General features: G+C 71.8%; 15 protein-coding genes. 8 read left to right on the forward strand and 7 right to left on the reverse strand.

What is annotated here, in order from left to right:
• Window positions 1-95: 95 nt before the first annotated feature.
• Window positions 96-2228 carry an MMPL family transporter gene (locus ACIQAC_RS31535; protein ID WP_402197009.1) on the reverse strand — a complete coding sequence of 711 codons (2133 nt, stop codon included), beginning with the start codon at window positions 2226-2228 and terminating at the stop codon, window positions 96-98.
• Window positions 2229-2319: 91 nt separating this feature from the next.
• On the opposite strand from ACIQAC_RS31535, the gene ACIQAC_RS31540 reads away from it, so the two are divergent.
• The 3 genes from ACIQAC_RS31540 (at window position 2320) to ACIQAC_RS31550 (ending at window position 13755) form a co-directional block, all read left to right on the forward strand.
• A complete protein-coding gene (locus ACIQAC_RS31540) occupies window positions 2320-3018 on the forward strand; it encodes a TetR family transcriptional regulator (RefSeq protein ID WP_402197010.1) in 699 nt (232 codons plus the stop codon).
• A 181-nt stretch (window positions 3019-3199) separates the two neighbouring features.
• Window positions 3200-12589 (forward strand): type I polyketide synthase, encoded by a 9390-nt coding sequence (locus tag ACIQAC_RS31545; RefSeq protein ID WP_402197012.1) that lies wholly within the window; start codon window positions 3200-3202, stop codon window positions 12587-12589.
• Window positions 12586-13755: an acyl-CoA dehydrogenase family protein gene (locus ACIQAC_RS31550; RefSeq protein ID WP_402197014.1), complete on the forward strand. Its 1170-nt coding sequence runs from the start codon at window positions 12586-12588 to the stop codon at window positions 13753-13755. The genes ACIQAC_RS31545 and ACIQAC_RS31550 overlap by 4 nt, the downstream gene beginning before the upstream one ends.
• Window positions 13756-13770: 15 nt before the next feature.
• Here the strand turns inward: ACIQAC_RS31550 and ACIQAC_RS31555 are convergent, their stop codons facing one another.
• A complete protein-coding gene (locus tag ACIQAC_RS31555; RefSeq protein WP_402197016.1) occupies window positions 13771-14448 on the reverse strand; it encodes a hypothetical protein in 678 nt (225 codons plus the stop codon).
• 267 nt (window positions 14449-14715) lie between these two features.
• Between ACIQAC_RS31555 and ACIQAC_RS31560 the strand changes: the two genes are divergently transcribed.
• The 3 genes from ACIQAC_RS31560 to ACIQAC_RS31570 all read left to right on the forward strand — a co-directional run bounded on the left by ACIQAC_RS31560 (window position 14716) and on the right by ACIQAC_RS31570 (window position 17943).
• Window positions 14716-15897 carry a DUF475 domain-containing protein gene (locus ACIQAC_RS31560; RefSeq protein WP_402197018.1) on the forward strand — a complete coding sequence of 394 codons (1182 nt, stop codon included), beginning with the start codon at window positions 14716-14718 and terminating at the stop codon, window positions 15895-15897.
• 85 nt (window positions 15898-15982) lie between these two features.
• A complete protein-coding gene (locus ACIQAC_RS31565) occupies window positions 15983-16693 on the forward strand; it encodes a FadR/GntR family transcriptional regulator (protein WP_402197021.1) in 711 nt (236 codons plus the stop codon).
• Window positions 16690-17943: a CynX/NimT family MFS transporter gene (locus ACIQAC_RS31570; RefSeq protein ID WP_402197024.1), complete on the forward strand. Its 1254-nt coding sequence runs from the start codon at window positions 16690-16692 to the stop codon at window positions 17941-17943. Before ACIQAC_RS31565 ends, ACIQAC_RS31570 begins: the two co-directional genes overlap by 4 nt.
• A gap of 22 nt (window positions 17944-17965) precedes the next feature.
• Here the strand turns inward: ACIQAC_RS31570 and ACIQAC_RS31575 are convergent, their stop codons facing one another.
• From ACIQAC_RS31575 to ACIQAC_RS31585, 3 genes are all read right to left on the reverse strand, one after another.
• The gene (locus ACIQAC_RS31575) at window positions 17966-18628 is read right to left on the reverse strand and encodes an NAD-dependent epimerase/dehydratase family protein (RefSeq protein ID WP_402197027.1); all 663 of its coding nucleotides are present in this window, start codon (window positions 18626-18628) and stop codon (window positions 17966-17968) included.
• Between the two features lie 167 nt (window positions 18629-18795).
• Window positions 18796-19038, reverse strand: a complete 243-nt coding sequence (locus tag ACIQAC_RS31580) for a DUF6411 family protein (RefSeq protein WP_402197029.1) — start codon at window positions 19036-19038, stop codon at window positions 18796-18798.
• A 128-nt stretch (window positions 19039-19166) separates the two neighbouring features.
• Window positions 19167-20108, reverse strand: coding sequence for an RNA polymerase sigma factor SigF (locus ACIQAC_RS31585; protein WP_402197031.1), 942 nt, complete (start codon window positions 20106-20108; stop codon window positions 19167-19169).
• A 203-nt stretch (window positions 20109-20311) separates the two neighbouring features.
• Between ACIQAC_RS31585 and ACIQAC_RS31590 the strand changes: the two genes are divergently transcribed.
• Window positions 20312-20977, forward strand: coding sequence for an HD domain-containing protein (locus ACIQAC_RS31590; protein WP_402197034.1), 666 nt, complete (start codon window positions 20312-20314; stop codon window positions 20975-20977).
• A 213-nt stretch (window positions 20978-21190) separates the two neighbouring features.
• Here the strand turns inward: ACIQAC_RS31590 and ACIQAC_RS31595 are convergent, their stop codons facing one another.
• Together ACIQAC_RS31595 and ACIQAC_RS31600 are read right to left on the reverse strand one after the other, a co-directional pair.
• Window positions 21191-21622 carry a hypothetical protein gene (locus ACIQAC_RS31595; protein ID WP_402197035.1) on the reverse strand — a complete coding sequence of 144 codons (432 nt, stop codon included), beginning with the start codon at window positions 21620-21622 and terminating at the stop codon, window positions 21191-21193.
• Window positions 21616-22209 carry a TIGR03086 family metal-binding protein gene (locus ACIQAC_RS31600; RefSeq protein ID WP_402197038.1) on the reverse strand — a complete coding sequence of 198 codons (594 nt, stop codon included), beginning with the start codon at window positions 22207-22209 and terminating at the stop codon, window positions 21616-21618. Before ACIQAC_RS31600 ends, ACIQAC_RS31595 begins: the two co-directional genes overlap by 7 nt.
• 134 nt (window positions 22210-22343) lie before the next feature.
• Between ACIQAC_RS31600 and ACIQAC_RS31605 the strand changes: the two genes are divergently transcribed.
• Complete coding sequence (locus ACIQAC_RS31605; RefSeq protein ID WP_402197041.1) at window positions 22344-23789, forward strand: PLP-dependent aminotransferase family protein; 1446 nt, start codon at window positions 22344-22346, stop codon at window positions 23787-23789.
• Window positions 23790-23840: the final 51 nt, after the last annotated feature.

Consider the following 23840-nt stretch of genomic DNA (forward strand, 5'->3'; position numbering starts at 1 on the left):
ACCGGCAGCCACCGGACACACCAGGGGGCCGTGCCCGAAAACCGGGCACGGCCCCCGTGCGTACCGTGCACACGGCCCCCGTGTGCACCGCCGTCCTACGCCTCCCCGGCCGCCGGCTGCTGGGCCCGTTTCGTGCGGGCGAGGCCCGGCCGCCACCAGGCGCGGTCGCCGAGCATGCTCATCAGGGCCGGCACGAGCACCATACGGATCACGGTCGCGTCCACGATCACGGCGGTGGCCAGGCCGATGCCGATCATCTGGATGAGTGTCTCCGGCACGGACACGAAGCTGAGGAACACACACGCCATGATGATCGCCGCCGTGGTGATGACCCGGGCCGTGGACCCGATGCCGCGCACCACCGCGCGCTGGGCGTCGCGGTCGCGGTCGTAGGCCTCCCGGACGGCGGACAGCAGGAACACCTCGTAGTCCATGGAGAGTCCGAAGAGCACCGCGAACAGCAGCATCGGCACGGCCGACATGATGGGGACGGTCTTGTCCAGGCCGAGCAGGTCGAGTCCCCAGCCCCACTGGAACATGGCGATGATCACGCCGAACGACACGCCGATCGACAGCAGTGTCATCGCCGCCGCCTTGAGCGCGACCACGGGTGCCCGGAACATGCCGTACAGGAGCAGCATTCCGGCGCCGACCACGGCGAGGATCACCCAGGGCAGCCGTTTGCCCACCACGTCGGCCATGTCGATGACCACCGCGGTCGCCCCGCCCACGAGGGCCTTGCCGCCCGACGGCCCCAGCGCCTCGGGCGCCACGTCGTCGCGGATGCGGTGGACGAGCTGGGTGACCTCCTCGTCCTGCGGCGCGTGCCGGGGGATCACGGTCACCACGGCCGCCTCGCCGTCCTCGCTGGGCGCGGGCGGCATCACCGTCTGCGCCTCGCGGTCGGATTCGAGCGCGCGGTGCAGCCGGTCCAGGCCCGCGGCGTCCGCGCCGTCCACGGTGATCACCAGCGGGGCGTTCCAGCCCGGCCCGTAGTGCTCGGCCACCAGATCGTAGGCGCGGCGCTGGGACAGCTCCGTGGGCTGGATGCCGTCGTCGGGGGTGCCGAGGCGCAGCGCGAACACGGGAATGGTCAGCAGCAGCAACAGGGCGGTCGATCCCACGGCGTACAGGACCCGGTGGCGCTGGACGTGACCGCCCCAGCGGTAGGTGAGGGTGTTCTCGTCGTCGGGGTCGGGCCGGCGCTCGCCGCGGTGGCGCAGCCGGGGCACCGGCAGGGCGTCCACCCGGTGGCCGAGGAGCCCGAGCAGGGCCGGAAGCAGCGTGACAGCGGCGACGACCATCACGCCCACGGTCAGTGCCCCCGCGATGCCCATCGCGCCGACGAACGGGATGCCGGCGAACATCAGGCCGAGGATGGCGACGACGACGGTACCGCCGGCGAACACCACGGCGTGCCCGGCGGCCGCGGTCGCGCGCCCGGCGGCCTCCACCGGCGCGTGCCCGTGGGCGAGTTCCGTGCGGAAGCGGCTGAGGACGAACAGGGCGTAGTCGATGCCCGCGCCCAGGCCGAGCATCACCGCGACGATGGGCGCCGAGGTCGGGATGTCCACGATCAGACCGACCAGCAGCACCAGGGCCGTGCCGGCGACGATGCCGACGGCGGCGACGGCCAGCGGCAGACCGGCGGCGACCACCGAACCGAACGCGACGACGAGGACCACCAGAGCCGTGCCCACCCCGACGAACTCGGCGACGCTGGTGGACGGTTCGGTGCCCAGGTCCACCACCATGCCGCGGTACTCGACGGCGAGCCCGGCGTCCCTCGCCGGTTCGGCTGCCTCTCGCAGACGCTCGTAGTGCGAGGCGTCCAGCTCGCCCAGTTCCTTGTCGTAGTCGACGTTGACCATCGCCGCCTTCCCGTCGGGACTGGGGAAGGGGTCGTCCACACCGGCCACGTCGGGCTGCTCGCGGATGTCGGCGAGCATCCGCTGCACGGCGGCCGTGTGCGCGGGATCGTCCAGGTCGCCCTCGGGGGCCTGCCAGACGATCTGTGCGTTGACCACACCGAAGGACGGGAAGTGCTCACGGGCCACGTCCGTGGCTTCCTGAGACTCGGCGCCGGGCACGCGGAAGTCGTTGACGAAGGCGCTGCCGGCGGTCTGCCCCAGCGCGAGCAGGGCCGCCGCCATCAGCAGCCACGCGGAGATCGTGCGCCACGGTCGCCGGGCGCAGAGCGCACCGAGCCGTTCCAGTAAGCGTTCCATGACCCCATGGAATCGTAAAATCACACTCGATGCAAACTTTCAGCGCGTGCGAATATGCAGTCGAAGAAGAAATGGGCCTAAAGTGTTGCGCATGACAGAAGTCCCAGCGACCACCGGCCCGCACCCCGCCGACCCCGCCCCGGCGACTCCCGTGCAGGGGCTGCGGGAACGCAAGAAGCAGCGGACCCGGTCCACGCTGATCACCGCCGCGGTGGAACTGATGTACTCCAAGGGGTACGACGAGACGACCGTGGCCGAGATCGCCGCCGCGGCCGAGGTCTCCACCCGGACGTTCTTCGCCTACTTCCCGACCAAGGAGGACATCCTCTTCGCCGACACGAAGCAGCGCACCGAGGACGCCGTACAACGCGTCACGGCCCGGCTCCCCGGCGAGGGGCCCTCGGACGCCCTGCTGCGCGCCCTGCGCGAGACCGTCGCCGGCGAGGCCACCGCCCAGGAACTCGCCGGCGAACTGGCCTCGCGCCGGATCCGCCTGGTGCTGTCCACCCCGGCCCTCCAGGCCGGCGCCATGCGCCGCATCACCAGCGCCCAGCGCGAACTCACCGAAGCGCTGCTGGCCGCCTTCCCCGACGACCTCACCCCGGCACAGGCCGCGGCCGCCGTCGGCGCGCTCGTCGGCGCCCTCGTCAACACCGCCCTCACCGTCATGCCCGGCGACCCCGGCTCGGACGAACTGCTCGAGGCGCTCGCCGCAGCGGCCACCGTCGCCGTCCGCGGCATCGGGATCCTCGGCACACCCGGCACGGACCCCCGGTACCAGGCCCTCTGACACCCGCCCCGCCCGTCCCCGGGTACGGCAGCCCGGGAATGTCTGGGGGTATGGCCGGGGCAGGACACCGGGGCGAGCCCGGCCCGCACCCGCACAGAATGTCGACCGGCGCCCGACGGGCGCCGGACGGCATCGACAGGGCCGCACCAAAAGGACCAACAGGTCAGCGGGGGCTGAGGGCATGAGGAACGACGAGTCGAAGGCGCCGGGTATCCAGCAGGAGACCGGGACACGGCCGGCCACACCCGTCGCGGTGATCGGCGCGGCCTGCCGGCTGCCGGGCGCCGCGGGACTCGAGGAGTTCTGGGAACTGCTCCGCTCCGGCGTGGACGCCGTGCGTGAACTCCCGCAGACACGCCAGGACATCGCGGGCGCGCCAGCCGTCGCCGGATACCTCGACAGCGTCGACACCTTCGACCCGGAGTTCTTCGGCATCTCCCCGCGAGAGGCCGCCGCCGTGGACCCGCAGCAGCGACTGCTGCTGGAACTCGGCTGGGAGGCACTCGAAGAAGCCGGCACGGTGCCCGCCGCGCTGCGCGGCACCCGGACCGCCGTGCTCGCCGCGGCCATCTGGGACGACTACGCCGAACTCACCCACTCCGGCGGCCCGGACGCCCTCACCCACCACTCGTTCGCCGGCACCCGCCGGGCCATACTGGCCAACCGCCTCTCCCACACCCTCGGACTGACCGGCCCGAGTCTCACCGTGGACACCGGCCAGTCGTCGTCCCTCGTCGCCGTCCACCTGGCCTGCGAACTGCTGCGCAACGGCGAGGCCGGCATCGCCCTCGTCGGCGGCGTCAACCTGATCACCGGCCCCGGCTCCACGGCCACCTCCCAGCGCATGGGCGCACTGTCACCCACGGGACGCTGCCACACCTTCGACGCACGGGCCGACGGATACGTCCGCGGCGAGGGCGGTGCCGTACTCGTCCTCAAACCGCTCGACCGCGCGCAGGCGGACGGCGACCGGATCCTCGGTGTGATCCGCGGCAGCGCCGTCAACAACGACGGAGACGGCGCCGCACTCGGCGTGCCACGCCGCGAGACCCAGGAGGAGGTCGTGCGGCTCGCCCACCGGCGGGCCGGCACCGATCCCGCCGCCGTCCACTACGTCGAACTGCACGGCACCGGCACCCCCGTGGGTGACCCCGTCGAGGCCGCGGCACTCGGCGCCGTCGCGGGCACCCCGCGACCGGCGGGCGACCCCCTGCCCGTCGGTTCCCTCAAGACCAACATCGGCCACCTGGAGGGCGCGGCCGGAATCGCCGGCCTGCTCAAGGTGCTGCTCGCCATCGGGCACCGGGAACTGCCCGCCACCCTGCACCACGAGACCCCCAACCCACGGATCCCCCTGGACGCACTCAACCTGCGCGTCCAGACCTCCCGCACTCCGTGGCCCCGGCCCGACACCACTCCGCTCGCAGGCGTCTCCTCGTTCGGGCTCGGCGGAACCAACTGCCATGTCGTCGTCGAGGGACCCGACCCGGCCGAGACAGTGGCCGAGACCGAGACCGAGACCGAGACCGAGACCGTGGCCGGTTCCGTTCCGGCCCGGAGCAACGGGCTCAACCGGTCCGAGCAGCCGGGCCCCGTCCTGTGGCCGCTGTCGGCAACGACCCCGCCCGCCCTGCGCGAACAGGCGGCACGCCTGCGCGAACACCTGGCCCGCCACCCCGGTACCGCGCCGCAGGACATCGGCTACTCCCTCGCCACCACCCGCACCCCGTTCCGGCACCGTGCGGTCGCGCTCGCCCACAGCCTCGACGACCTCAACGAAGCGGTCTTCGCCTTGGCCGAGGGCCTGCCGGACCCCCGCCTGACCGAGGGCACAGCCACCGAGGACACACGCGGGCCCGTGTTCGTGTTCCCCGGGCAGGGGGCGCAGTGGTCGGGCATGGGCCTCGAACTGGCCGCGGCCTTCCCGGTGTTCGACGCGGCGCTGAGCGAGTGCGCGCACGCGCTTGAGGCTTTCGTGGACTGGGATCTGCGGACGGAACTGGCCGGGGATCTGTCGCGGGTGGACGTGGTGCAGCCGGCTTCCTGGGCGGTGATGGTCTCGCTGGCGCGCCTGTGGCAGTCGTTCGGCGTGCAGCCGTCTGCCGTGGTGGGTCATTCGCAGGGTGAGATCGCCGCCGCCGTGGTCGCGGGCGCGTTGTCGCTGGAGGACGGCGCCCGGATCGTCGCCGAACGCAGCCGCGTCATCGGCCAACGCCTCGCGGGCCGGGGCGGCATGATGTCGATCGCCCTGCCGGCCGACGTCGTACGGGATCATCTGCGCGGTCACGGTGACCGGTTGGCGCTCGCGGCTGTCAACGGCCCCTCGTCGACGGTCGTCTCGGGCGACCCGGCCGCGCTCGACGAACTGCGGGCGACCCTGGAGGCCGACGGCACGAGGGTACGCCGGATCGCCGTGGACTACGCCTCGCACTCCTCGCACGTCGAGTCGATCCGCGACGAACTCCTCCAGGTGCTCGCGCCTGTCGCACCTCGCGACTGCGATGTGCCGTTCCACTCCACCGTCACCGGCGGGGCGTTCGAGACCACCGGTCTCGACGCCGCCTACTGGGTGCGCAACCTGCGCAGCACCGTCGAGTTCGAGACCACGACCCGCACCCTGGTCGCCGCCGGACACCCGGTGTTCGTCGAAATGAGCGCCCACCCCGTCCTCGCCGCCGGCCTACAGGACTCCGGAGCCCGCGCGATCGGGTCACTGCGCCGCGACGACGGCGGCCGGGACCGCTTCCTCGCCGGCCTCGCGGCGGCCTGGGCGAGCGGGCTCGCCGTCGACCTCGACGCCGTGTTCCGCGGTCAGGACGCCCGGCGCTGCGCGCTGCCGACGTACGCCTTCCAGAGGCAGAGGTACTGGCTTACGGGCCCGTCCACCGCGGCGCCTGTGGAGGGGCTGCCCGCTACGTCCGCCCACACCGCGCCGGCCACCTCCGGTACGGCCACCGCCGCCACCGCATCCCTCGCGGAGCCCGCGCCCTACGCCTCCCCCCTGTCCCATCTCACCGGCCGCACCGCGGACCAGCAGCGCCGGGCGCTCCTGGAACTCGTGCGGCGCCACGCCGCCGCCGTGCTGGGCCACACCAACGCCGGCCGAGTCGAGAGCGACCGCACCTTCAAGGACGCCGGGTTCGACTCGCAGATGACGGTGGAACTCCAGAGCAGCCTGAACCAGGCCACCGGCCTGCAACTGCCCTCCGGAGTCCTGTACTCCCACCCCACGCCGACGACCCTGGCCGAGAGACTGCGCGAGGACCTGCTCGGCACCGCCGACACCGACACACCCGACACGGACACCCGGACCATGGGCGACGCGGTCGCCGTCGTCGGTATGGCCTGCCGCTTCCCCGGCGGAGTCACCTCCCCGGAGGACCTGTGGCGCCTGGTCGCCGACGGCACCGACGCCATCGCCCCCTTCCCCACCGACCGCGGCTGGGACCTGGGCGCCCTCTACCACCCGGACCCCGAGCACACCGGCACCTCGTACGTCCGCCATGGCGGATTCCTCGACGGCGCCGCCGAGTTCGATGCCGGCTTCTTCGGGATCTCGCCGCGTGAGGCGCAGACCATGGACCCCCAGCAGCGGCTTCTGCTGGAGACGTCCTGGGAGGCCGTCGAGCGGGCCGGGATCGTCCCCGAGACCCTGCGGGGAACCAGCACCGGAGTCTTCGCCGGCGCCATGGCCATGGAGTACGGCACCCGACTGCACGAGGCCCCCGAAGGCTTCGAGGGACAACTGCTCACCGGCACCGCGGGCAGTGTGCTCTCCGGCCGCGTCGCCTACGGACTCGGCCTCCAGGGCCCCGCCGTCACCGTGGACACGGCCTGCTCCTCGTCCCTGGTCGCCCTGCACCTGGCTGCCCAGGCACTGCGGCAGGGCGACTGCTCCATCGCGCTCGCGGGCGGTGTCACCGTCATGCCGAACCCGGGCATGTTCCTGGAGTTCAGCAGGCAGCGCGGGCTGTCGCCGGACGGACGCTGCAAGGCGTTCGGATCCGAGGCGGACGGCACCGGCTGGGCCGAAGGCGTCGGCGTACTGGTCCTCGAACGGCTCACGGACGCCCGCCGCAACGGGCACACCGTGCTCGCCGTACTGCGTGGCTCCGCCGTCAACCAGGACGGCGCGAGCAACGGCCTCACCGCACCCAACGGAGACGCCCAGCAGCGGGTGATCCGGCAGGCCCTCCGGTCCGCCGGTCTCACCGCCGACGACGTGGACGCCGTCGAGGCACACGGCACCGGAACCCGGCTCGGCGACCCGATCGAGGCCCAGGCCCTCCTCGCCACGTACGGCCAGGACCGCGACAGCGCCCATCCGCTCCGACTCGGGTCCCTGAAGTCGAACATCGGCCACGCGCAGGCCGCCGCCGGCGTCGGCGGTGTGATCAAGACGGTCATGGCGCTGCGCCACGGCACCCTGCCCCGGACCCTGCACGCCGTCGAAGCATCCCCCTATGTCGACTGGTCGACAGGCGCGGTGTCCTTGCTGACCGAGGCCGAGCCCTGGCCCGACCGGGGCCGGCCCCGGCGCGCCGCGGTCTCCTCCTTCGGCATCAGCGGAACCAACGCGCACGTCATCCTGGAGGCGGCACCGCAGGAGAGCGCGAAGCCCCCGCTTGCCCCTCCCCGGACCGCCCCGGTGGCCTGGCCGCTCTCCGCCCGCAGCGGCCCGGCGCTCGCCGCGCAGGCCCGGAAGCTGCGTACGTACGTCGAGACGCACGAGGAACTGGCCCCCGCCGACATCGGCCACTCCCTCGCCACCACACGCGCCCTCCTGGAGCACCGCGCCGTGGTCGTCGGCCACGACCGGGAGGAACTGCTGCCCGCACTGGCCGCACTCGCCGACGGTGCCCCCTCCGGCCTCACGGCCACCGGCACCGCGACCTCCGGCGGAGCGGTGTTCGTGTTCCCCGGGCAGGGCGCGCAGTGGTCGGGCATGGCTCTCGAACTGTCCGCGGCCTTCCCGGTGTTCGACGCGGCACTGAGCGAGTGCGCGGAGGCGCTGTCGCCGTTCACGGACTGGGATCTGCGGACGGAACTGGCCGGGGATCTGTCGCGGGTGGACGTGGTGCAGCCGGCCTCCTGGGCGGTGATGGTGTCGCTGGCCCGGTTGTGGCAGTCGTTCGGCGTGCAGCCGTCTGCGGTGGTGGGTCATTCGCAGGGTGAGATCGCGGCCGCTGTGGTGGTGGGTGCGCTGTCCCTGGAGGACGGAGCCCGGATCGTCGCCGAGCGCAGCCGGATCATCCGGCGCCGGCTCGCCGGCCGGGGCGGCATGGCCGCCGTCGCGCTGCCCGTGGACACTGTGCGGGCCCATCTCGCCGAGATCGGCGAGGAGATCGAGGTCGCGGCCGTGAACGGGCCCACGTCGACCGTCGTCTCCGGAGAGCCCGACGCCCTCGACGCGTTCCTCGCCCTGCTGGAGCCGGAAGGCGTCCGGGTCCGCCGGATCGCGGTCGACTACGCCTCCCACTCCTCGCACGTCGACTCCGTCCGCGACGAACTCCTGGAAGTACTCGCCCCCGTCCGGCCGAGGCCGTCGAGCGTGCCGTTCCACTCGACGGTCACCGGTGAGACCGTCGACACGACCGACCTGGACGCCGCCTACTGGGTGCGCAACCTGCGGCACACCGTCGAGTTCGCCACCGCGGTCGACGGGCTCGCCGCCGAAGGACACGGCCTGTTCGTCGAGATGAGCCCCCACCCGGTCCTCACCATGGCCGTCGAAGAGGCGGCGGACGGTTCCCTGACCGCCGTGGGCTCCCTGCGCCGCGACGACGGCGGACCGGACCGGTTCCTGGCCTCCCTCGCCGAGGCGCACGTCCACGGCGCCACCGTCGACTGGGCACCCGCCTTCCCCGGAGCCACGGCCGTGGACCTGCCCACCTACGCCTTCCAGCGGCAGCGCCACTGGATGGACTCCGGCACCACCCGCCGCACCGACGGCGACCACCCGCTCGCCGTCACCGTCGTCCGCCTCGCCGACGGTGACGGCGCCCTCCTCACGGGCACCCTGTCGCGCGCCACCGCGACCTGGATCCCGGACCACGCGGTGGCCGGTGACGTACTGCTGCCGGGCACCGCGTTCGTGGAGCTCGTGCTCAGCGTCGGCGAACAGGTCGGCTGCGCCCGCCTGGAGGACCTGACCCTCCAGGCCCCGCTGCCACTGCCCGAGAACGGCTCCGTACGGTTCCAGATCGCCGTCCGTGAACCGGACACCGGCACCGGCCACCGCCCCTTCACCGCGCACTCGCGCCCCGCCGACGCGGCCCCCGACGCCCCGTGGATCTGCCACGCCACCGGTCTGCTCGCCCCCGCGGGCACACCGGCGGCCCCGGCGGCCGACTTCACCGCATGGCCGCCGCCGGGCGCCGAGCCGCTCGCCCTGGAGAAGCTGTACGGCGAACTCGCGGCCCTCGGTTACGAGTACGGCCCCGCGTTCCGGGGCCTGACGCAGGCCTGGCGACGTGGCACCGAGGTCTTCGCCGACGTCGCGCTGCCCGCCGACCGGCACGCGGAGGCGGCGTCCTACGGGGTGCACCCGGCGCTGCTCGACGCCTGTCTGCACGCCGCGCTGCTCGACCGGATCGACGCCGCGTCGGCCGGGCCCGCGCTGCCCTTCGCCTGGTCCGGCGTCGAGTTCCACGCCACCGGAGCCACGGCCGCCCGGGTGCGGATCACCCCCGGCGAACCCGGCTCCGACACCGTCACCGTGACCGTCGCCGACACCTCCGGGCTTCCGCTCGCCGACGTGGAGGCACTGGTGCTGCGCGAGGCACCCGCCACCACCGCCGCGCGGGACACCGTGCCCGACGGCCTGTACCGGATCGACTGGGTGCCCACCCCGGCCGGCGAGCCGCGGGACGTGGACTGGTGCCACTACCGAGACCCGCTCCCGGGCCCCGTACCACCCGTCGTCGTCACCCATGTCACACCGGGCACGGACGTGACCGAAGCGGTCGAAGGCGCGTTGCGCACCGTCCAGCACTGGCTCGCCGACGACCGGTGTGCCTCCTCCCGGCTGGTGTTCGCGCTCACCGGTGACACGCCGGCCGAGGCCGCCGTCGCCGGGTTCGTCCGCACCGCACAGACCGAGCACCCCGGGCGCTTCACACTGCTGCACGTACCCGCGGCGGCGTCCGACGCCGACCTCGCCACCGTACTGGCCACCGACGAGCCCGAACTGCGGGCCGTCACCGACGGGCACACCGTCCCGAGGCTCGCCCGCGCCTCCGCCCACCGGGTACTGACCCCGCCCGCCGACGGACTCTGGCGGGTGGACGTCACCACGAAGGGCGCCCTCGACCATCTCGCGCTGCTGCCCGCGCCGGCCGCCGAAGAGCCGCTGAAGGACGGCCAGGTACGGGTACGGATGGCCGCGGCCGGACTCAACTTCCGGGACGTCATCGTGTCGTTGGGCATGGTGCCGGGACTGGAGGGCATCGGCGTCGAGGGCGCCGGCACGGTCGTCGAGACGGCCCCGGACGTCACGAGCATCGCCGTCGGCGACCGGGTGATGGGACTGCTGCCCGACGCCATGGCACCCGTCGCCGTCGCCGACGCCCGCACGCTGGTCCGGGTCCCGGACGGCTGGACCTTCCGGCAGGCGGCGTCCGCCCCGGTCATCTTCCTCACCGCCTGGCTCGGCCTGGTCGAACGCGCCGAACTGAAGCCCGGCGACCGTGTCCTCGTGCACACCGCCACCGGCGGACTGGGCCTGGCCGCACTGCAACTGGCACAACGCGCCGGCGCCGAGGTGTTCGCCACCGCGAGCCCCGCCAAGCACGACTTCCTGCGCGAACTCGGCCTGGACAACGACCACATCGCCTCCAGCCGCGACCTCGGCTTCCGCGACCACTTCCATGCCGTGACCGGAGGCGCCGGCATGGACGTCGTGATGAACACCCTCAGCGGCGAGTTCACCGACGCCTCCCTCGAACTGCTGCCGCACGGCGGCCGGTTCGTCGAGATGGGCAAGACCGACGTCCGCGATCCGCACACCGTCGCCGCCGACCATCCCGGCGTCCGCTACCTGTACTTCGACCTGCTCTCCGAAGAACCCGACCGCGTCCACGACGGCCTCGTGCACCTCGCCGAGCACCTGGCCGACGGCGAACTGCACCTGCCGCTGATCACCAGCTGGGACATCCGGCACGCGCCGGAAGCGTTCGAGACCCTGCGCGGGGCGACCCACCTCGGCAAGATCGTGCTGACCCTCCCGCACACCTGGGACCCCGCCCGGACCGTCCTGATCACCGGTGGCACCGGCACCCTCGGCAGCCTGCTCGCCCGCCACCTCGTCACCGAGCACGGCGTACGCCATCTGCTGCTCACCAGCAGGCGTGGTGCCGCCGCCGAAGGCGCCGACCGCCTCGCCGGGGAGCTGCGCGACCTCGGCGCCAACGCCGACATCGTCGCCTGCGACGTCGGTGACCGTGCCGCCCTGGGCGAACTGCTCGCCGCCGTCCCCGCGGACCGGCCGCTCGGCGCCGTCGTCCACACGGCGGGCGTGCTCGACGATGCCACCGTGGAGGCCATGACACCCGGACAGGTCGACCGGGTGCTGCGCGCCAAGGTCCACACCGCCGACCTGCTGGACGAGCTGACCGCCTCGGCCGACCTCGACGCGTTTGTGCTCTTCTCCTCGGTCGCCGGCGTCCTCGGCACGGCCGGACAGGCCAACTACGCCGCGGCCAACGCCGCTCTGGACGCCCTCGCGGCGCGCCGCAGGCGACAGGGCAGGCCCGCGGTGTCGCTCGCCTGGGGCCTGTGGGAGCAGGCCAGCGGCATGACCGGGCACCTCGACGGCCAGGACGTCGGCAGGCTGTCCCGCACCGGCGTCGCCCCGCTGCGCTCCGCCGACGGACTCGCCCTCTTCGACGCCGCGCTCGCCACCGACGCGCCCCAGATCGTCGCGGCCCGCCTCGACCACACCGCGCTGCGCGACCAGACCCCCGCCGCGCTGCCCGCCGTACTGCGCGCCATGGGCGGTACCGCACGACGGCGCGCCACCGCCGTCACCCCGGACGCGGCGGACGAGGCGACCCTGAGTAGGCGCCTGGCCGCCGCCTCCCCCCAAGAGCGCGGGCAGGCCCTGCTCGACCTGGTCCGCACCCACGCCGCGACCGTCCTGCGGCTCGCGAGCGCCCAGGAGGTGGACGACGACCGCCCCTTCCGCGAGGTCGGATTCGACTCCCTGACCGCGGTGGAGCTGCGCAACCGGCTCAACACCGTCACGGGTCTACGGCTGCCGAGCACGGTCATCTTCCGGCACCCCACCCCTGCCCAGCTCGCCGAACGGCTGCACACCGAGCTGTTCCCGCAGACGGACGGTGCCGCCGCCACCGCCGCCCTCGCCGACCTCGACCGGCTGAGCGGCTCGCTCACCGGCATGGCGGGCGCGGAACGCACGGCCGTCGCCGAACGCCTGCGGCAGCTGCTGCGGGAGGCCGACGGGACCGGCGGCGACGACGTGCTGCTGACCACCGGACACGAGGACCTGGCGAACGCCGCCGACGACGACGAGATATTCGCGCTGATCGACAAAGAGCTGGAGATCGAGTGAGCCCGCACAGCCTGCCGCATCTGCTGGAGGACATCCGGCGCTTCGCCCGCGCCGAACTCATCGGCCACCACGCCGAACTGGACTCCCTGGCCGAGGCACCCCTGCCGTTGTACCGGAAGTTCGCCGACGCCGGCATGGCGAACTGGTGGCTGCCCCCGAAGCCGGGCGCGGACGGCCTCTCCCTGGAGGACAGTGTCGAGATCGTCTCCGAACTGGCCTACGGGGACGCGGGCGTCGCGTTCACCTCGTTCATCTCCATCCTCGGTACCACGATGGTCGATCTGTACGGCACCGACGAGCTGCGCGAGACCTACCTCGCCCCCATGGCGGAGCGGGGCGGATTCTGCGCCACCCTCGCCAGTGAACAGGCCGCGGGCAGCGAACTGGCGAGGATCACCACCACGGCGACCAGGGACGGCGACGACGTGGTGGTGAGCGGCGACAAGTTCTTCTCCACGAACTCCGCCTTCGCCGACTTCCTCGTCGTCGTCGCCCGCTCCGCCGAGGACCCGGAGGAGCACCTCGCCGTGGTCGTTCCCCGCCACACCCCCGGTGTGCAGGTGGAGCGCCGCTGGGACATGGTCGGGTTGCGCGCCTCGGGCACGTACAAGGTGTCGCTGCGCGACTGCCGGGTCCCCGCCACACATGTGCTGCGGGGCAACGGACTGCGACTCCTGGAAATCGGACTGAACGCCAGCCGCATCCTGATCGCGACCACCGCGGTCGGGGTCGCGCGCTGCATCCGCGACCTCTGCATGGAGTACGCGAAGCGCAAGTCCCTCCAGGGCGGCAAGCTCGTGTCCCACCCCGTGTTCGGCGCGAAGCTCGCGGACATGGAGACCCACATCCTGGTGATGAAGGACACCTGCCTCGCCGCCGCCCGTGACTTCGACGCGGTCATGAACGGCCCCGATCCGGCAGCGGAGTTCGTCCGGCGCGGCACCATGCGCTCCGCCATCAGCGCGAAGCTGTTCTGCGGTCGCGCCGGATGGGACATCGCCGGCACGGGCTCGGAGATGTTCGGCGGCCTCGGGTACACCAACCACATGATCATCAACAAGCTGATGCGCGACATGCGGTACGTGTCCATCGTCGAGGGCGGCGAAGACGTCCTGCGCGACCTGCTGTACAAGCGGTACGTCGTCCCCGCGGGCCAGCGCGCCTGAGCGGCGGCTCGCGGTTCAGTACTCGGGTTTGATCTTCGAGGAGAGGTAGGCCAGCGCCGCCGTCACCGCGATCAGGCCGCCGGCCAGTTCGTCGTAGCCCTGGAAGTAGGTGACGGGGACGCCGATGCCGCAGGCGAGCGCGATCAGGTCGACAGTGCGCCCGAGAACCCGTCGGAACCGGCCCGGCGGGGGAGGGGAGTGCGGGTTCGGCGGGCTTCCCCACAAGGGAAAAGGACCCGGCCTCGGCTTCCAGTCCTCGTCCAGGTACCGCACGAACTCCGGGTGGTGGCGGCCGTAGCCGAGGCGGTGGGGTGCCAGCCGCCGCCACGGCAGCCGGCCGCTCCTGATCGCGATCCAGGCCAGAGTCGGCAGACACGCCACGACCGCCCAGACCACGGAGAGGGTCCGCTCGCCGGTCGAGGCCGGGAGAATGCCGAGGAGCCGGTCCAGTTGGCCACTGGCGGAATAGGCGATCACCGCGGCGAGGGCGAGCACCACCGCGGTCAGCTCGATCTGGTGGCCCGTGTGGCAGCGGGCACAGCGCGGCACCAGCACGACCTGCCTGCGCCACGTGGTCCTGAGGACGATGATCCACCGGGTGAAGTTGGTCTCGGCGCCCTGGTGCAGACCCATCACCCGGTCGTGCCACGACGCCGGTGTCGGGTCCCCGCAGAACCAGCAGTCCCGCTCCACGTGCCGACTCCCCCTCACGACCGGCCACGCCGGTTCGGTCCCGCCGTCCCGCCATCGCGCTGTGGGGCGTTGTACGAGCCGTTGCCGGGCTGTGGGCGGCAGCCTAGAGGCTGATCTCCGGTCAGTGCCAGGCCGGATACTGACGGCGGCAGCACGCGAGATCAAAAAGAAGGCAACGACCGCTGGTCCTGACACGTGCGCGCAAGGTGGGCGTGGTAGACAACGCCCACCTGGATGCGGGTATGTGGACGACAGGAGTGGGTGGCCGTGCTGCTGAAGACCTTTCGCTGGGCGTTCGCGTTCACAGCGCTCGGCCTGGCCCTGGGAGTGCTCTACGACGGCTGGACCGCGCTGGGGATCGTCGCGATTCTCGTGGTCCTGGAGGTCTCCCTCTCGTTCGACAACGCCGTCGTCAACGCCGGAATCCTGAAGAAGCTCAACGCTTTCTGGCAGCGCATCTTCCTCACCATCGGTGTGCTCATCGCGGTCTTCGGCATGCGGCTGGCGTTCCCGGTCGTCATCGTCGCCATCACGGCCGGGCTCAATCCGTACGACGCGGTCCACCTGGCGCTGACCGACAAGGACCGCTACCAGCAACTGGTCACCGACGCGCACCCGGCGATCGCGGCCTTCGGTGGCATGTTCCTGCTGATGATCTTCCTGGACTTCATCTTCGAGGACCGGGACATCCAGTGGCTGCGGTGGATCGAGCGCCCGCTGGCCAGGCTCGGCAAGGTCGACATGCTGTCGACGTGTCTCGCGCTGGTGGTTCTGCTCGTCACCTCGTTCACCTTCGCCGCCCACGCCCACCAGCACGGCGGAACACATGTCGACAAGGCACAGACCGTGCTCTTCTCCGGCATCGCGGGCCTCGTCACCTACCTGGTCGTCGACGGCCTGTCGGGCTTCTTCGAGAACCGCCTGGAGGAAGAGGAGGAAGAGGAGAAACGCGCAGGACAGGGGGAGCGGGCCGAACAGGAGGAGCGGGCCGAGCTGGAGAAGACGCCGAACGCCCGCACCGGCGGATCCCGCACAGGCGTGGGACTGGCGGGCCAGGCCGCGTTCTTCACCTTCCTCTACCTGGAAGTCCTCGACGCGTCCTTCTCCTTCGACGGCGTGATCGGCGCCTTCGCCATCACCAACGACATCGTCCTGATGGCGCTCGGCCTCGGCATCGGCGCGATGTACGTCCGTTCTCTGACGGTCTACCTGGTCCGCCAGGGCACGCTCGACGACTACGTCTACCTGGAGCACGGCGCCCACTACGCGATCGGGGCGCTCGCCGTGATCCTCATGGTCAGCATCCAGTACCAGATCAACGACGTCGTCACCGGCCTCGTCGGCGTCGTCCTGATCGGCTGGTCCTTCTGGTCGTCGGTACGCCGCAACCGGGCGCTCGCGCGGGCGGAGCAGGGATCGGAGCCGGCCGCACCGTCGCGAGTGCCTTAGCGGTCCGTCACCCCGCGTCGGAGCGTGCAGCTGGCCCGTACGGGTGTGACGTTCAAACGTCTGATGTTTGTTGTAGGCTGCTTCCATGAAACGCATCAGCGCACCACGGCGGACCGCCAGCCTGTCCGCTCAACTCGTGGACAGTCTCCGCTCGCACATCGAGACGGGAGGCTGGCCGGTGGGCACGCGGATCCCGCCGGAGCAGGACCTCATGGAGGAACTCGGCGTCGGACGCAGCACGCTGCGGGAAGCGATCGGCGCACTGGTGCACCTTGGGCTGCTGGAGCCCCGCGCGGGGGACGGCACCTATGTCCGCTCCTCGAGTGAGCTCCAGTCGGTCATGGTCCGGCGGGCGAGTTCCGTGCAGCGGGACAAGGTCCTGGAGCTGCGGACCGTACTGGAGGAGTACGCCTCGGGAGCCGCGGCCCTGCGCCGCAGCGAAGAGCAGTTGCAGCAACTGCGCGAGCTGCTGGCCGACGCAGAGGAGGCCGGCGCCGACGAGGACACGACCGCGGCCACGGGCGTCGACGCGCTCTTCCACCGGGCCGTCGTCCGGGCGAGCGGGAACGACCTGCTGATCGAGGTGTACGACTACCTCGGTACGGCACTGACCTCGTCCCTCGGCGGTCTGCCCTGGGACGCCACGCATGCCGAGGAACACGCCCGCCTGCACCGGCGGCTCGTCGACGCGATCGAATCCCGGGACGCGGACGACGCCCGTGCGGCGGCCGCCGCGATCGTCCAGCTCACCCGCGACCACGAGACCACACCACCACAAGCGGCGGAGGATCAGTGACCACGCAGCCGACACCGACCTCACGCAAGCCGTCTTCTTCCTCGGAGCCGTCGCTCATCGACCGCGTCGACAGCGCCACGCCCCTCGTGTCGGTCGGGCTCATCATCGCTATCTGCCTCGTGGCGGCCAATCTGCGCACCCCCCTCACCGGGGTCGGCGCCCTGCTGCCGGAGATCGAGCACGGCAGCGGCCTGACGTCGAGCTGGGGCGGGCTGCTCAGCACCCTCCCGCTGCTGACGTTCGCCGCCACATCCCCCCTGGTCGCCAGGACCTCCCACCGCTGGGGCAGCGCCCGTCTGCTGGTCGCGGCACTCGGTGTGCTGGCCGTCGGTACGGTGGTCCGCTCCCTGCCGTCGGTGATCTGCCTGTTCGTCGGCACGGTGATGCTCTCCGCGGCCATCGCCTTCGGCAACGTACTGCTGCCCGCGCTGATCCGGCGCAGCGTGCCCGCGCACCGCATCCAGAGCGTCAGTGCTCTCTACGTGACCGTCATGGGCCTCATGGCAGCGGTCTCCTCCGGGGTCTCCGCACCGCTGGCCCAGTCCGTGCCGGGTTCCTGGCACACCGCCCTGGCCTGGGGCGTCGCCTTCACCGTCGCGGCGTTCCTCGCCTGGCTGCCCCGCATCCGGGGTGACAAGCCGCAGGCGGCCACGGGCGGGACCCACAGCCCGGTGCCCTGGCGGTCGCGGCTCGCCTGGCAGGTCACCTTCTTCATGGGCTTGCAGTCGCTCGCCTTCTACACCGCCGTCGCGTGGCTGCCCAGCGTCCTCGTCGACCGCGGCATGAGCAGCACGGCGGCCGGATGGATGCTGTTCTACTACCAGGTGGTCTCACTGGCCGCCAGCAGCCTTCTCCCGCTCCTGACCCGGGGCCGGCACGACCAACGCTGGACCGCGACCGGGGCTTCGCTCCTCGCGGCGGCGGGCTTCACCGTTCTGGTCGCGGCCCCCGCACTGGCCGTCCTGGCGTGCACCCTGCTCGGACTCGGCGGCGGCGCGTGCCTCGTCCTCGCCCTGACCTTCCAGAGCCAGCGCGCCGGCAGCGCGGGCGAGGCCGCCGCGCTGGCCGGTATGGCACAGTCCATCGGCTACCTCGTGGCGGCGGCCGGCCCTCTGCTCCTCGGCATCGTGCACGACGCCACGCACAGCTGGACGCTTCCGCTCACCGTCCTGGCCGTCCTCGGAGTCGCCACGGCGATCGCCGGACACGGCGCGGGCCAGGACCGCCACCTGAGCCGTCCGTCCCCCTGACACGCCCCGCCACTCGGGCCGCTCAGGCGCCGAGGCGGTTGATGTCCAGGCTGTACAGAACACGTTTCTGCTCGGCCTGACGGGTGACGGCGAGCATGGCGCGGCCGAGGTGTTCGGTGGTCGTGGTGTGCTTGGGCGCGATGCGATGCAGTACGGGATACAGCCAGCCCGTCAGCGCGTAGGTGACGCGGTAGACGGTGGTCCTGGAGACGGCGCCGTGGCGGGGCTGGATGTAGCCGGGCCGGAACATGTACGCGTTCATCGGCAGGGCCAACAGGGCGTTCTCCGTACGTCCCTTGACGCGGGCCCACATCGTCCGGCCCTGCTCGGTGCTGTCCGTACCCTCGCCCGAGACATAGACGAAGGTCAGCTTGGGGTTGTGCTCCAGGAGCGTGCGAGCGGCGGCGAGCGTGAAGTCGTACGTGATGTGCGTGTAGTCCGCCTCGCTCTTGCCGGCGGAGGACACCCCGAGGGGGTAGAAGCAGGCGTCCACGTCGGTGAGTTGGCCGCTGATGGCGGACAGGTCGGCGTAGTCCTGGTGGATGATCTCGTGCAGCTTGGGGTGGGTGACCCCGAGCGGGCGGCGGTTCACGACCACGACGCGGGTGACTTCACCGTCCAGCAGGCAGGCGCGCAGCACACCGTGTCCGACCATGCCGGACGAGCCGAAGATGACGACGTTCATGAGGGGCTCCGTACGGCGGCGGGAAGCTACGTGTACAGCGCCACATCCTCGCACGCGACGACAGCGGCCGAGGACAAGGAGAGCGTCGGCGCGGCGACGGCGGAGCGGGGCTCCACGCCGTCGGCGCCGAGGAGGGAGACGATCAGTCTCGTCTCAACTCCGCTGGATCAGAACGGCATACGGCCGCGGGTGCGCCGGCCGGCCGAACCGCTGCGGCCAACAGCCTTGGAACTGCTGCGGAACGGCTTGCTGAACACGCGGCCCAGGATGCCGGGGGCCTTTCCGCCGGCCCGCGAACCGGCACCGAGCGTCCGCTGGGTACCGCGCTCCGGATGTCGGGACAGACGCGGTACCAGGAAGGCGAGTATCGCGAGCACAACACATACACCGACGATTCCTACGATCACCATGGGGGACTCCTTGTTGTGGGATGTCCCTGTCGGTTGCCCCCTGAGTCGTCGGGCATGCGTGACGACCGCTGTCCGCTGGGGAGTTCGTCCGGAAACGCCGCTGGGCCCGTCGCCGTCGTCGCGACCGGTTACTGCGACAGCAGACCGCTGCGGAGCTTGACGAGGGTGCGGGTGAGCAGCCGTGAGATGTGCATCTGGGAGAGGTCGAGCTCGCGGCCGATGTCCGCCTGGGTCATCTCCTGGCCGAAGCGCATCTCGATGATGGCCCGTTCGCGCTCGTCGAGTCCCTGGAGCAGAGGCGCGAGCGCGTGGAGGTCTTCGAACAGCTCCAGCGCCGGGTCCTCGTCGCCCATGGTCTCCGCGTACGTCGGTGCGCCGTCCGCGCTCGCGCTGTCGCTGCCGGGGCTGTCGATGGAACCGGCGACATAGCCGTTGGCGGCCACCAGGCCCTCGATGACCTCTTCGTCGGTGAGGTCGAGGTCGGCGGCGAGTTCCTTCACCGTGGGCGGGCGGTTCAGCGTGGCGGCGAGCGCTTCCGTGCTCTTGGCGAGCTCGACACGCAGCTCCTGAAGGCGCCGCGGCACATGCACGGCCCACGTGGTGTCGCGGAAGAAGCGCTTGATCTCGCCGACGATGTACGGGATCGCGAAGGACGTGAACTCGACCTCCCGGGAGAGGTCGAACCGGTCGATCGCCTTGATCAGTCCGATCGTGCCGACCTGGATGACGTCGTCCATGTCGCCGCTGCCGCGGTTGCGGAAGCGGCGGGCCGCGAAGGTCACGAGGGAGATGTTCATCTCGATCAGCGTGTTGCGGGCGTACTGATGCTCGGGCGTGCCCTCTTCCAGTGACTGAAGCCGGTCCAGGAACATCCGGGACAGCACACGCGCGTCCTTGGGGGCGACCTTGCCGCCGTCCTCGATCCAGGGCAGTTCAGCCGCGACCTCGGGCGTTCCGGGTGTTCCGGATGTTCCGGGTGCTCCGGATGTGCCGATTGCGTCGGTGTTCGCGGTGTTCGTCCGGCGGACATGCACGGAACTGGTCACGGTGCCGCCTCGGATGGAAGACATGGTGAGCGTCTTCTGCCCGCCCTGGCCCAGGGCATGTGTGCGAGAGCGCCGCGATTTGCCAGGAGAGCTGTGCCGGCCGCGCACCCGTCCGAATGGCCCAAGATCCCCGCCTCCTGGTGGCCCAGATAGTTGGGCCACTGAAGCGTTACGTTCGACAGGTGACCGTCGCTGTCGGTCAGTACCCCGTAGAAGGAAGACATGACATGCCCGACAATCCACCTGCCCCCAGAGCGCGCCTGGCGACGGTCGGTTTCACGCTCGACGACCTGGCCGTCCCGGACACCGCGGCCTCGGCCACGGCATGGGAGCTGGCCTCCGCCTACCAGTCACCCGCCCTGCTGAACCACTCCGTCCGCGCCTATCTGTGGGCGGCCGCCCGTGCGAAGGCACAGGCCATCAACGTCGACTCCGAACTCCTCTACGTGGCGGCCCTGTTCCACGACATGGGACTGGCGCCCGAGTTCGACAGCCACACGGTGTCCTTCGAGGTCGCCGCCGGCCACCTGGCGCGGGTTTTCACCGCCGGTGCGGGGTGGCCGGCGGAACGCCGCGAACGGCTGGCGGAGGTCATCGTCCGCCACATGTGGCCCGAAGTGGACGTCTCCATGGATCCCGAGGGGCACGTGCTGAACCGGGCGACAGCACTTGAGATCGTCGGCAAGGACGCGGACTACTTCGCCCCCGAGTTCAGGGCCGAAGTGCTCGGACGCCATCCCCGGCTCGATCTCGCCGCCGAGTTCCTGACGTGCTTCCAGGAACAGGCGGGGCGCAAGCCCGACAGCTCGGCGGCCGGGGCCGTACGGTCGGGACTCGAAGCGAGGATGGCGGACAACCCGCTGGACCGTCCCCAGCCCCCGACGGACAGCTGAGCCCGCAGCCGGACGGGCCGAAGCCCCGAAGGCTCACGGCCAAGCACCGGACCCGGAGGTTCACGGCCAAGCACTGGGCCCGGAAGCCCACGGCCAAGCACTGGACCCGGAAGCCCGTCGGGCCCAGCACTGGGCCCGACGACCCACGGCACAACGCTGGAGCAGGCCCCCCAGGCCCTCGCCCCCCCGGGGCCCCCGCCCCCCGCAACGCCCTCAGCCCCGCTGCCGTGGCGCCCCCCGTTCGGCGCGGCAGTGGTCGGCGTCCGGCGTCAGCCATGCGTCCGCGTCCCGCCGGATCAGGGCCGCGTCGAAGGTCTCGTACTCCCGGATCACGGCCCTGATCGAGCCCCGATCGCGGTACTTGTCCATGATCGCGACATGCTCCGGCAGACGTACGAACCCCGCGAGGGCCCGCCGTCCGGTCCACACCGAGACGGATCCGCAGCGCCGGGCCAAGGGCGCGACCCACAGCCACATGCCGACCGCTCCGTCGAGATCCGGCCAGCGGCGCCGCAGCGCGAAGCCGTCACGCGCGATGCCGGGCAGATCGCGGTGCGAGTCGCTGGTGAAATCGGTGACGCTGACGATCACGGCACCCTCTGCGGCGCCGCCCGCCGGGCCCTCGCGCCAGGCACTCCTCAGCACGGCTTCGGCGTCCAGGACGGGTCACGGCCGACCAGCGCGAGCAACTGGTCGGCCGGCGGGGCGTCGTCGCGTACGGCGATCCGCCGGCGGAACGCGGTCCCGGCCCCGCGGCCCTCGTCCGGCACCAGGGCGGCAACACGCAGAGCGGCAGTGGTGAGTTCGGCGTCCGGCTGCCACGGGACGCCGATCGTCACCGCGACGTCCCACGCGTGAACGACGTAGTCGAGCAGATGGAAGCCGATCGCGGTCCGCCCCGGGACGGCGAAGCCCTCGCCCACCTCCGGAAGCGCGAACCGCCGCTCCAGGACCTCGTCGTCGGCGAAGGCCGCGACGACCTTGCCCACGGACGCCGCGTACGCTCCGGCCGGATCGTCGCCGAGATCGCCGTCGTGCCAGACGGCCCACGGCGTGCCCGCATCGCGGGCGGAGGCGGCGAACCCCTTGTTCTGGCTGACCAGATGGCGGAGCAGGCCGTACAGGGTCCAGTCCGCGCACGGTGTCGCCCATCTCAGGTGGTCGGTCTTCACCAGGGAGACCGCGTCCCCGGCCAGTAACAGCGCCTCGCGGTCCAGTCGTCGTATGTCCATGCCGGGAGCGTAGGATCATGCAGTGGTTCAACTCCAGATCCAATAAGTGGCCGGATGATTGAACCAATTGTCAGCCGCGTGAACCGGCTGCCGGGGCCGGAGGCGACCGGCCGGGCCGATGACGGAAGGCCGAGATGGACGTACACGTCAGGCTCGACGGGCAGCGTGACCTGTCCGGCCAGATCTACCGCCAGCTGCGCACCGCGATCCACGACGGACTGCTGCGCCCCGGCGAACCACTGCCCCCGACCCGGGAGTTGAGCCGTCGGCTCGCCGTGGCCCGCAACACCGTCGGTGTCGCCTACGAGCGACTCGTCGCCGAGGGCTACGCCGACAGCAGGGTCGGCTCCGGGACCTACGTACGTACGACCGGCCTGCCCGCGTCGGGGACCGCGACCGACGCGGACACCAGCGTGTCCGGACTGCGACCGCGCGCCCTGTGGGCTGACCTGTCCCCGTGGGCGGCACCGGAGCTCACCGGGCCGACCACGGCGACCCACGACTTCCGGGTCGGCCTGCCGGACGCCCGCCTCTTCCCGTACGACGCCTGGCGGCCCCTGATCGCCCGGGAGCTGCGGCACTCCGCGGCCGGGGCGGTCGGATACGGCGATCCGGCGGGCCACGCCGGACTGCGGGCGGCCCTCGTCCGGCACATGGGACTCTCGCGCGGTGTGCGGACCGGCCCGGAGGACGTACTGGTCACCAATGGCACACAGCAGGCGCTCGACCTCATCGGGCGGGTGCTGCTCGAACCGGGCGACCGGGTGGCCGTGGAGAGGCCCGGCTACCCACCGGCCCGGCTGCCGTTCCTCGCGCAGGGCGCCCAGGTCACGGGTGTCCCGGTGGACGCCGAAGGCCTGGTGGTCGACGCCATCCCGCCGGGCACCCGCGCCGTGTATGTCACCCCTGCCCACCAGTTCCCGCTCGGGATGCCGATGTCCCTGCGGCGCAGAACCGCGCTGCTGCGGTGGGCTCGGCGCAACGGCGCGGCGGTGATCGAGGACGACTACGACAGTGAGTTCCGGTACGGCGGACGGCCGGTGGAGACGCTGCGGAGCCTGGACCGGGACGGACACGTCATCTACGTGGGGTCGTTCTCCAAGGTGATGCTGCCCTCCCTGCGGATCGGCTTCATGGTGGCGCCCCCCACACTCCGCGCGGCACTGCGCACCGCCAAGTACAGCGCCGACTGGCACACGGCGGTGCCCACCCAGGCGGCGCTCGCCCGCTTCGTCGACGACGGACTGCTCGCCCGGCACATCCGCCGCATGCAGCACACGTACGAGACCCGGCACCACACCATCACCCGCGCGCTCACCGACCACTTCGCGGACCTGACCGAACTCGTGCCGTCCGCCGCCGGCCTGCACGTGACCACGTTCACCCGGGGCCGGCTCGGCGACCCCGACGCCCTGGCCGCCGCGGCCGAACGGGCCCGGGCATCCGGCGTCGCCGTCTACACCCTGGCGGAGGTCGCCGCGAAGCGCGCCACCCGCCCGGGCCTCGTGTTCGGCTACGGCTCGATCGGTGCCTCGGACATCGAGCCGGGCCTGCACCGCGTACTCGCGTCTGCGTCCTGACCTTCGGGCGGGAAACAGTAGCGCCGCCGGTATGCCAGGCGGCATACTCGA

The organism is Streptomyces sp. NPDC088387, assembly GCF_044753385.1.
Classification (GTDB): Bacteria; Actinomycetota; Actinomycetes; order Streptomycetales; family Streptomycetaceae; genus Streptomyces.

Coding starts and splice junctions, on each gene's coding strand:
- ACIQAC_RS31580 (WP_402197029.1), bottom strand. CDS start 19,038: ATGGTGATCGTAGGAATCGTCGGTGTATGTGTTGTGCTCGCGATACTC.
- ACIQAC_RS31545 (WP_402197012.1), top strand. CDS start 3,200: ATGAGGAACGACGAGTCGAAGGCGCCGGGTATCCAGCAGGAGACCGGG.
- ACIQAC_RS31565 (WP_402197021.1), top strand. CDS start 15,983: ATGAAACGCATCAGCGCACCACGGCGGACCGCCAGCCTGTCCGCTCAA.
- ACIQAC_RS31600 (WP_402197038.1), bottom strand. CDS start 22,209: ATGGACATACGACGACTGGACCGCGAGGCGCTGTTACTGGCCGGGGAC.
- ACIQAC_RS31575 (WP_402197027.1), bottom strand. CDS start 18,628: ATGAACGTCGTCATCTTCGGCTCGTCCGGCATGGTCGGACACGGTGTG.
- ACIQAC_RS31540 (WP_402197010.1), top strand. CDS start 2,320: ATGACAGAAGTCCCAGCGACCACCGGCCCGCACCCCGCCGACCCCGCC.
- ACIQAC_RS31585 (WP_402197031.1), bottom strand. CDS start 20,108: ATGTCTTCCATCCGAGGCGGCACCGTGACCAGTTCCGTGCATGTCCGC.
- ACIQAC_RS31590 (WP_402197034.1), top strand. CDS start 20,312: ATGCCCGACAATCCACCTGCCCCCAGAGCGCGCCTGGCGACGGTCGGT.
- ACIQAC_RS31535 (WP_402197009.1), bottom strand. CDS start 2,228: ATGGAACGCTTACTGGAACGGCTCGGTGCGCTCTGCGCCCGGCGACCG.
- ACIQAC_RS31605 (WP_402197041.1), top strand. CDS start 22,344: ATGGACGTACACGTCAGGCTCGACGGGCAGCGTGACCTGTCCGGCCAG.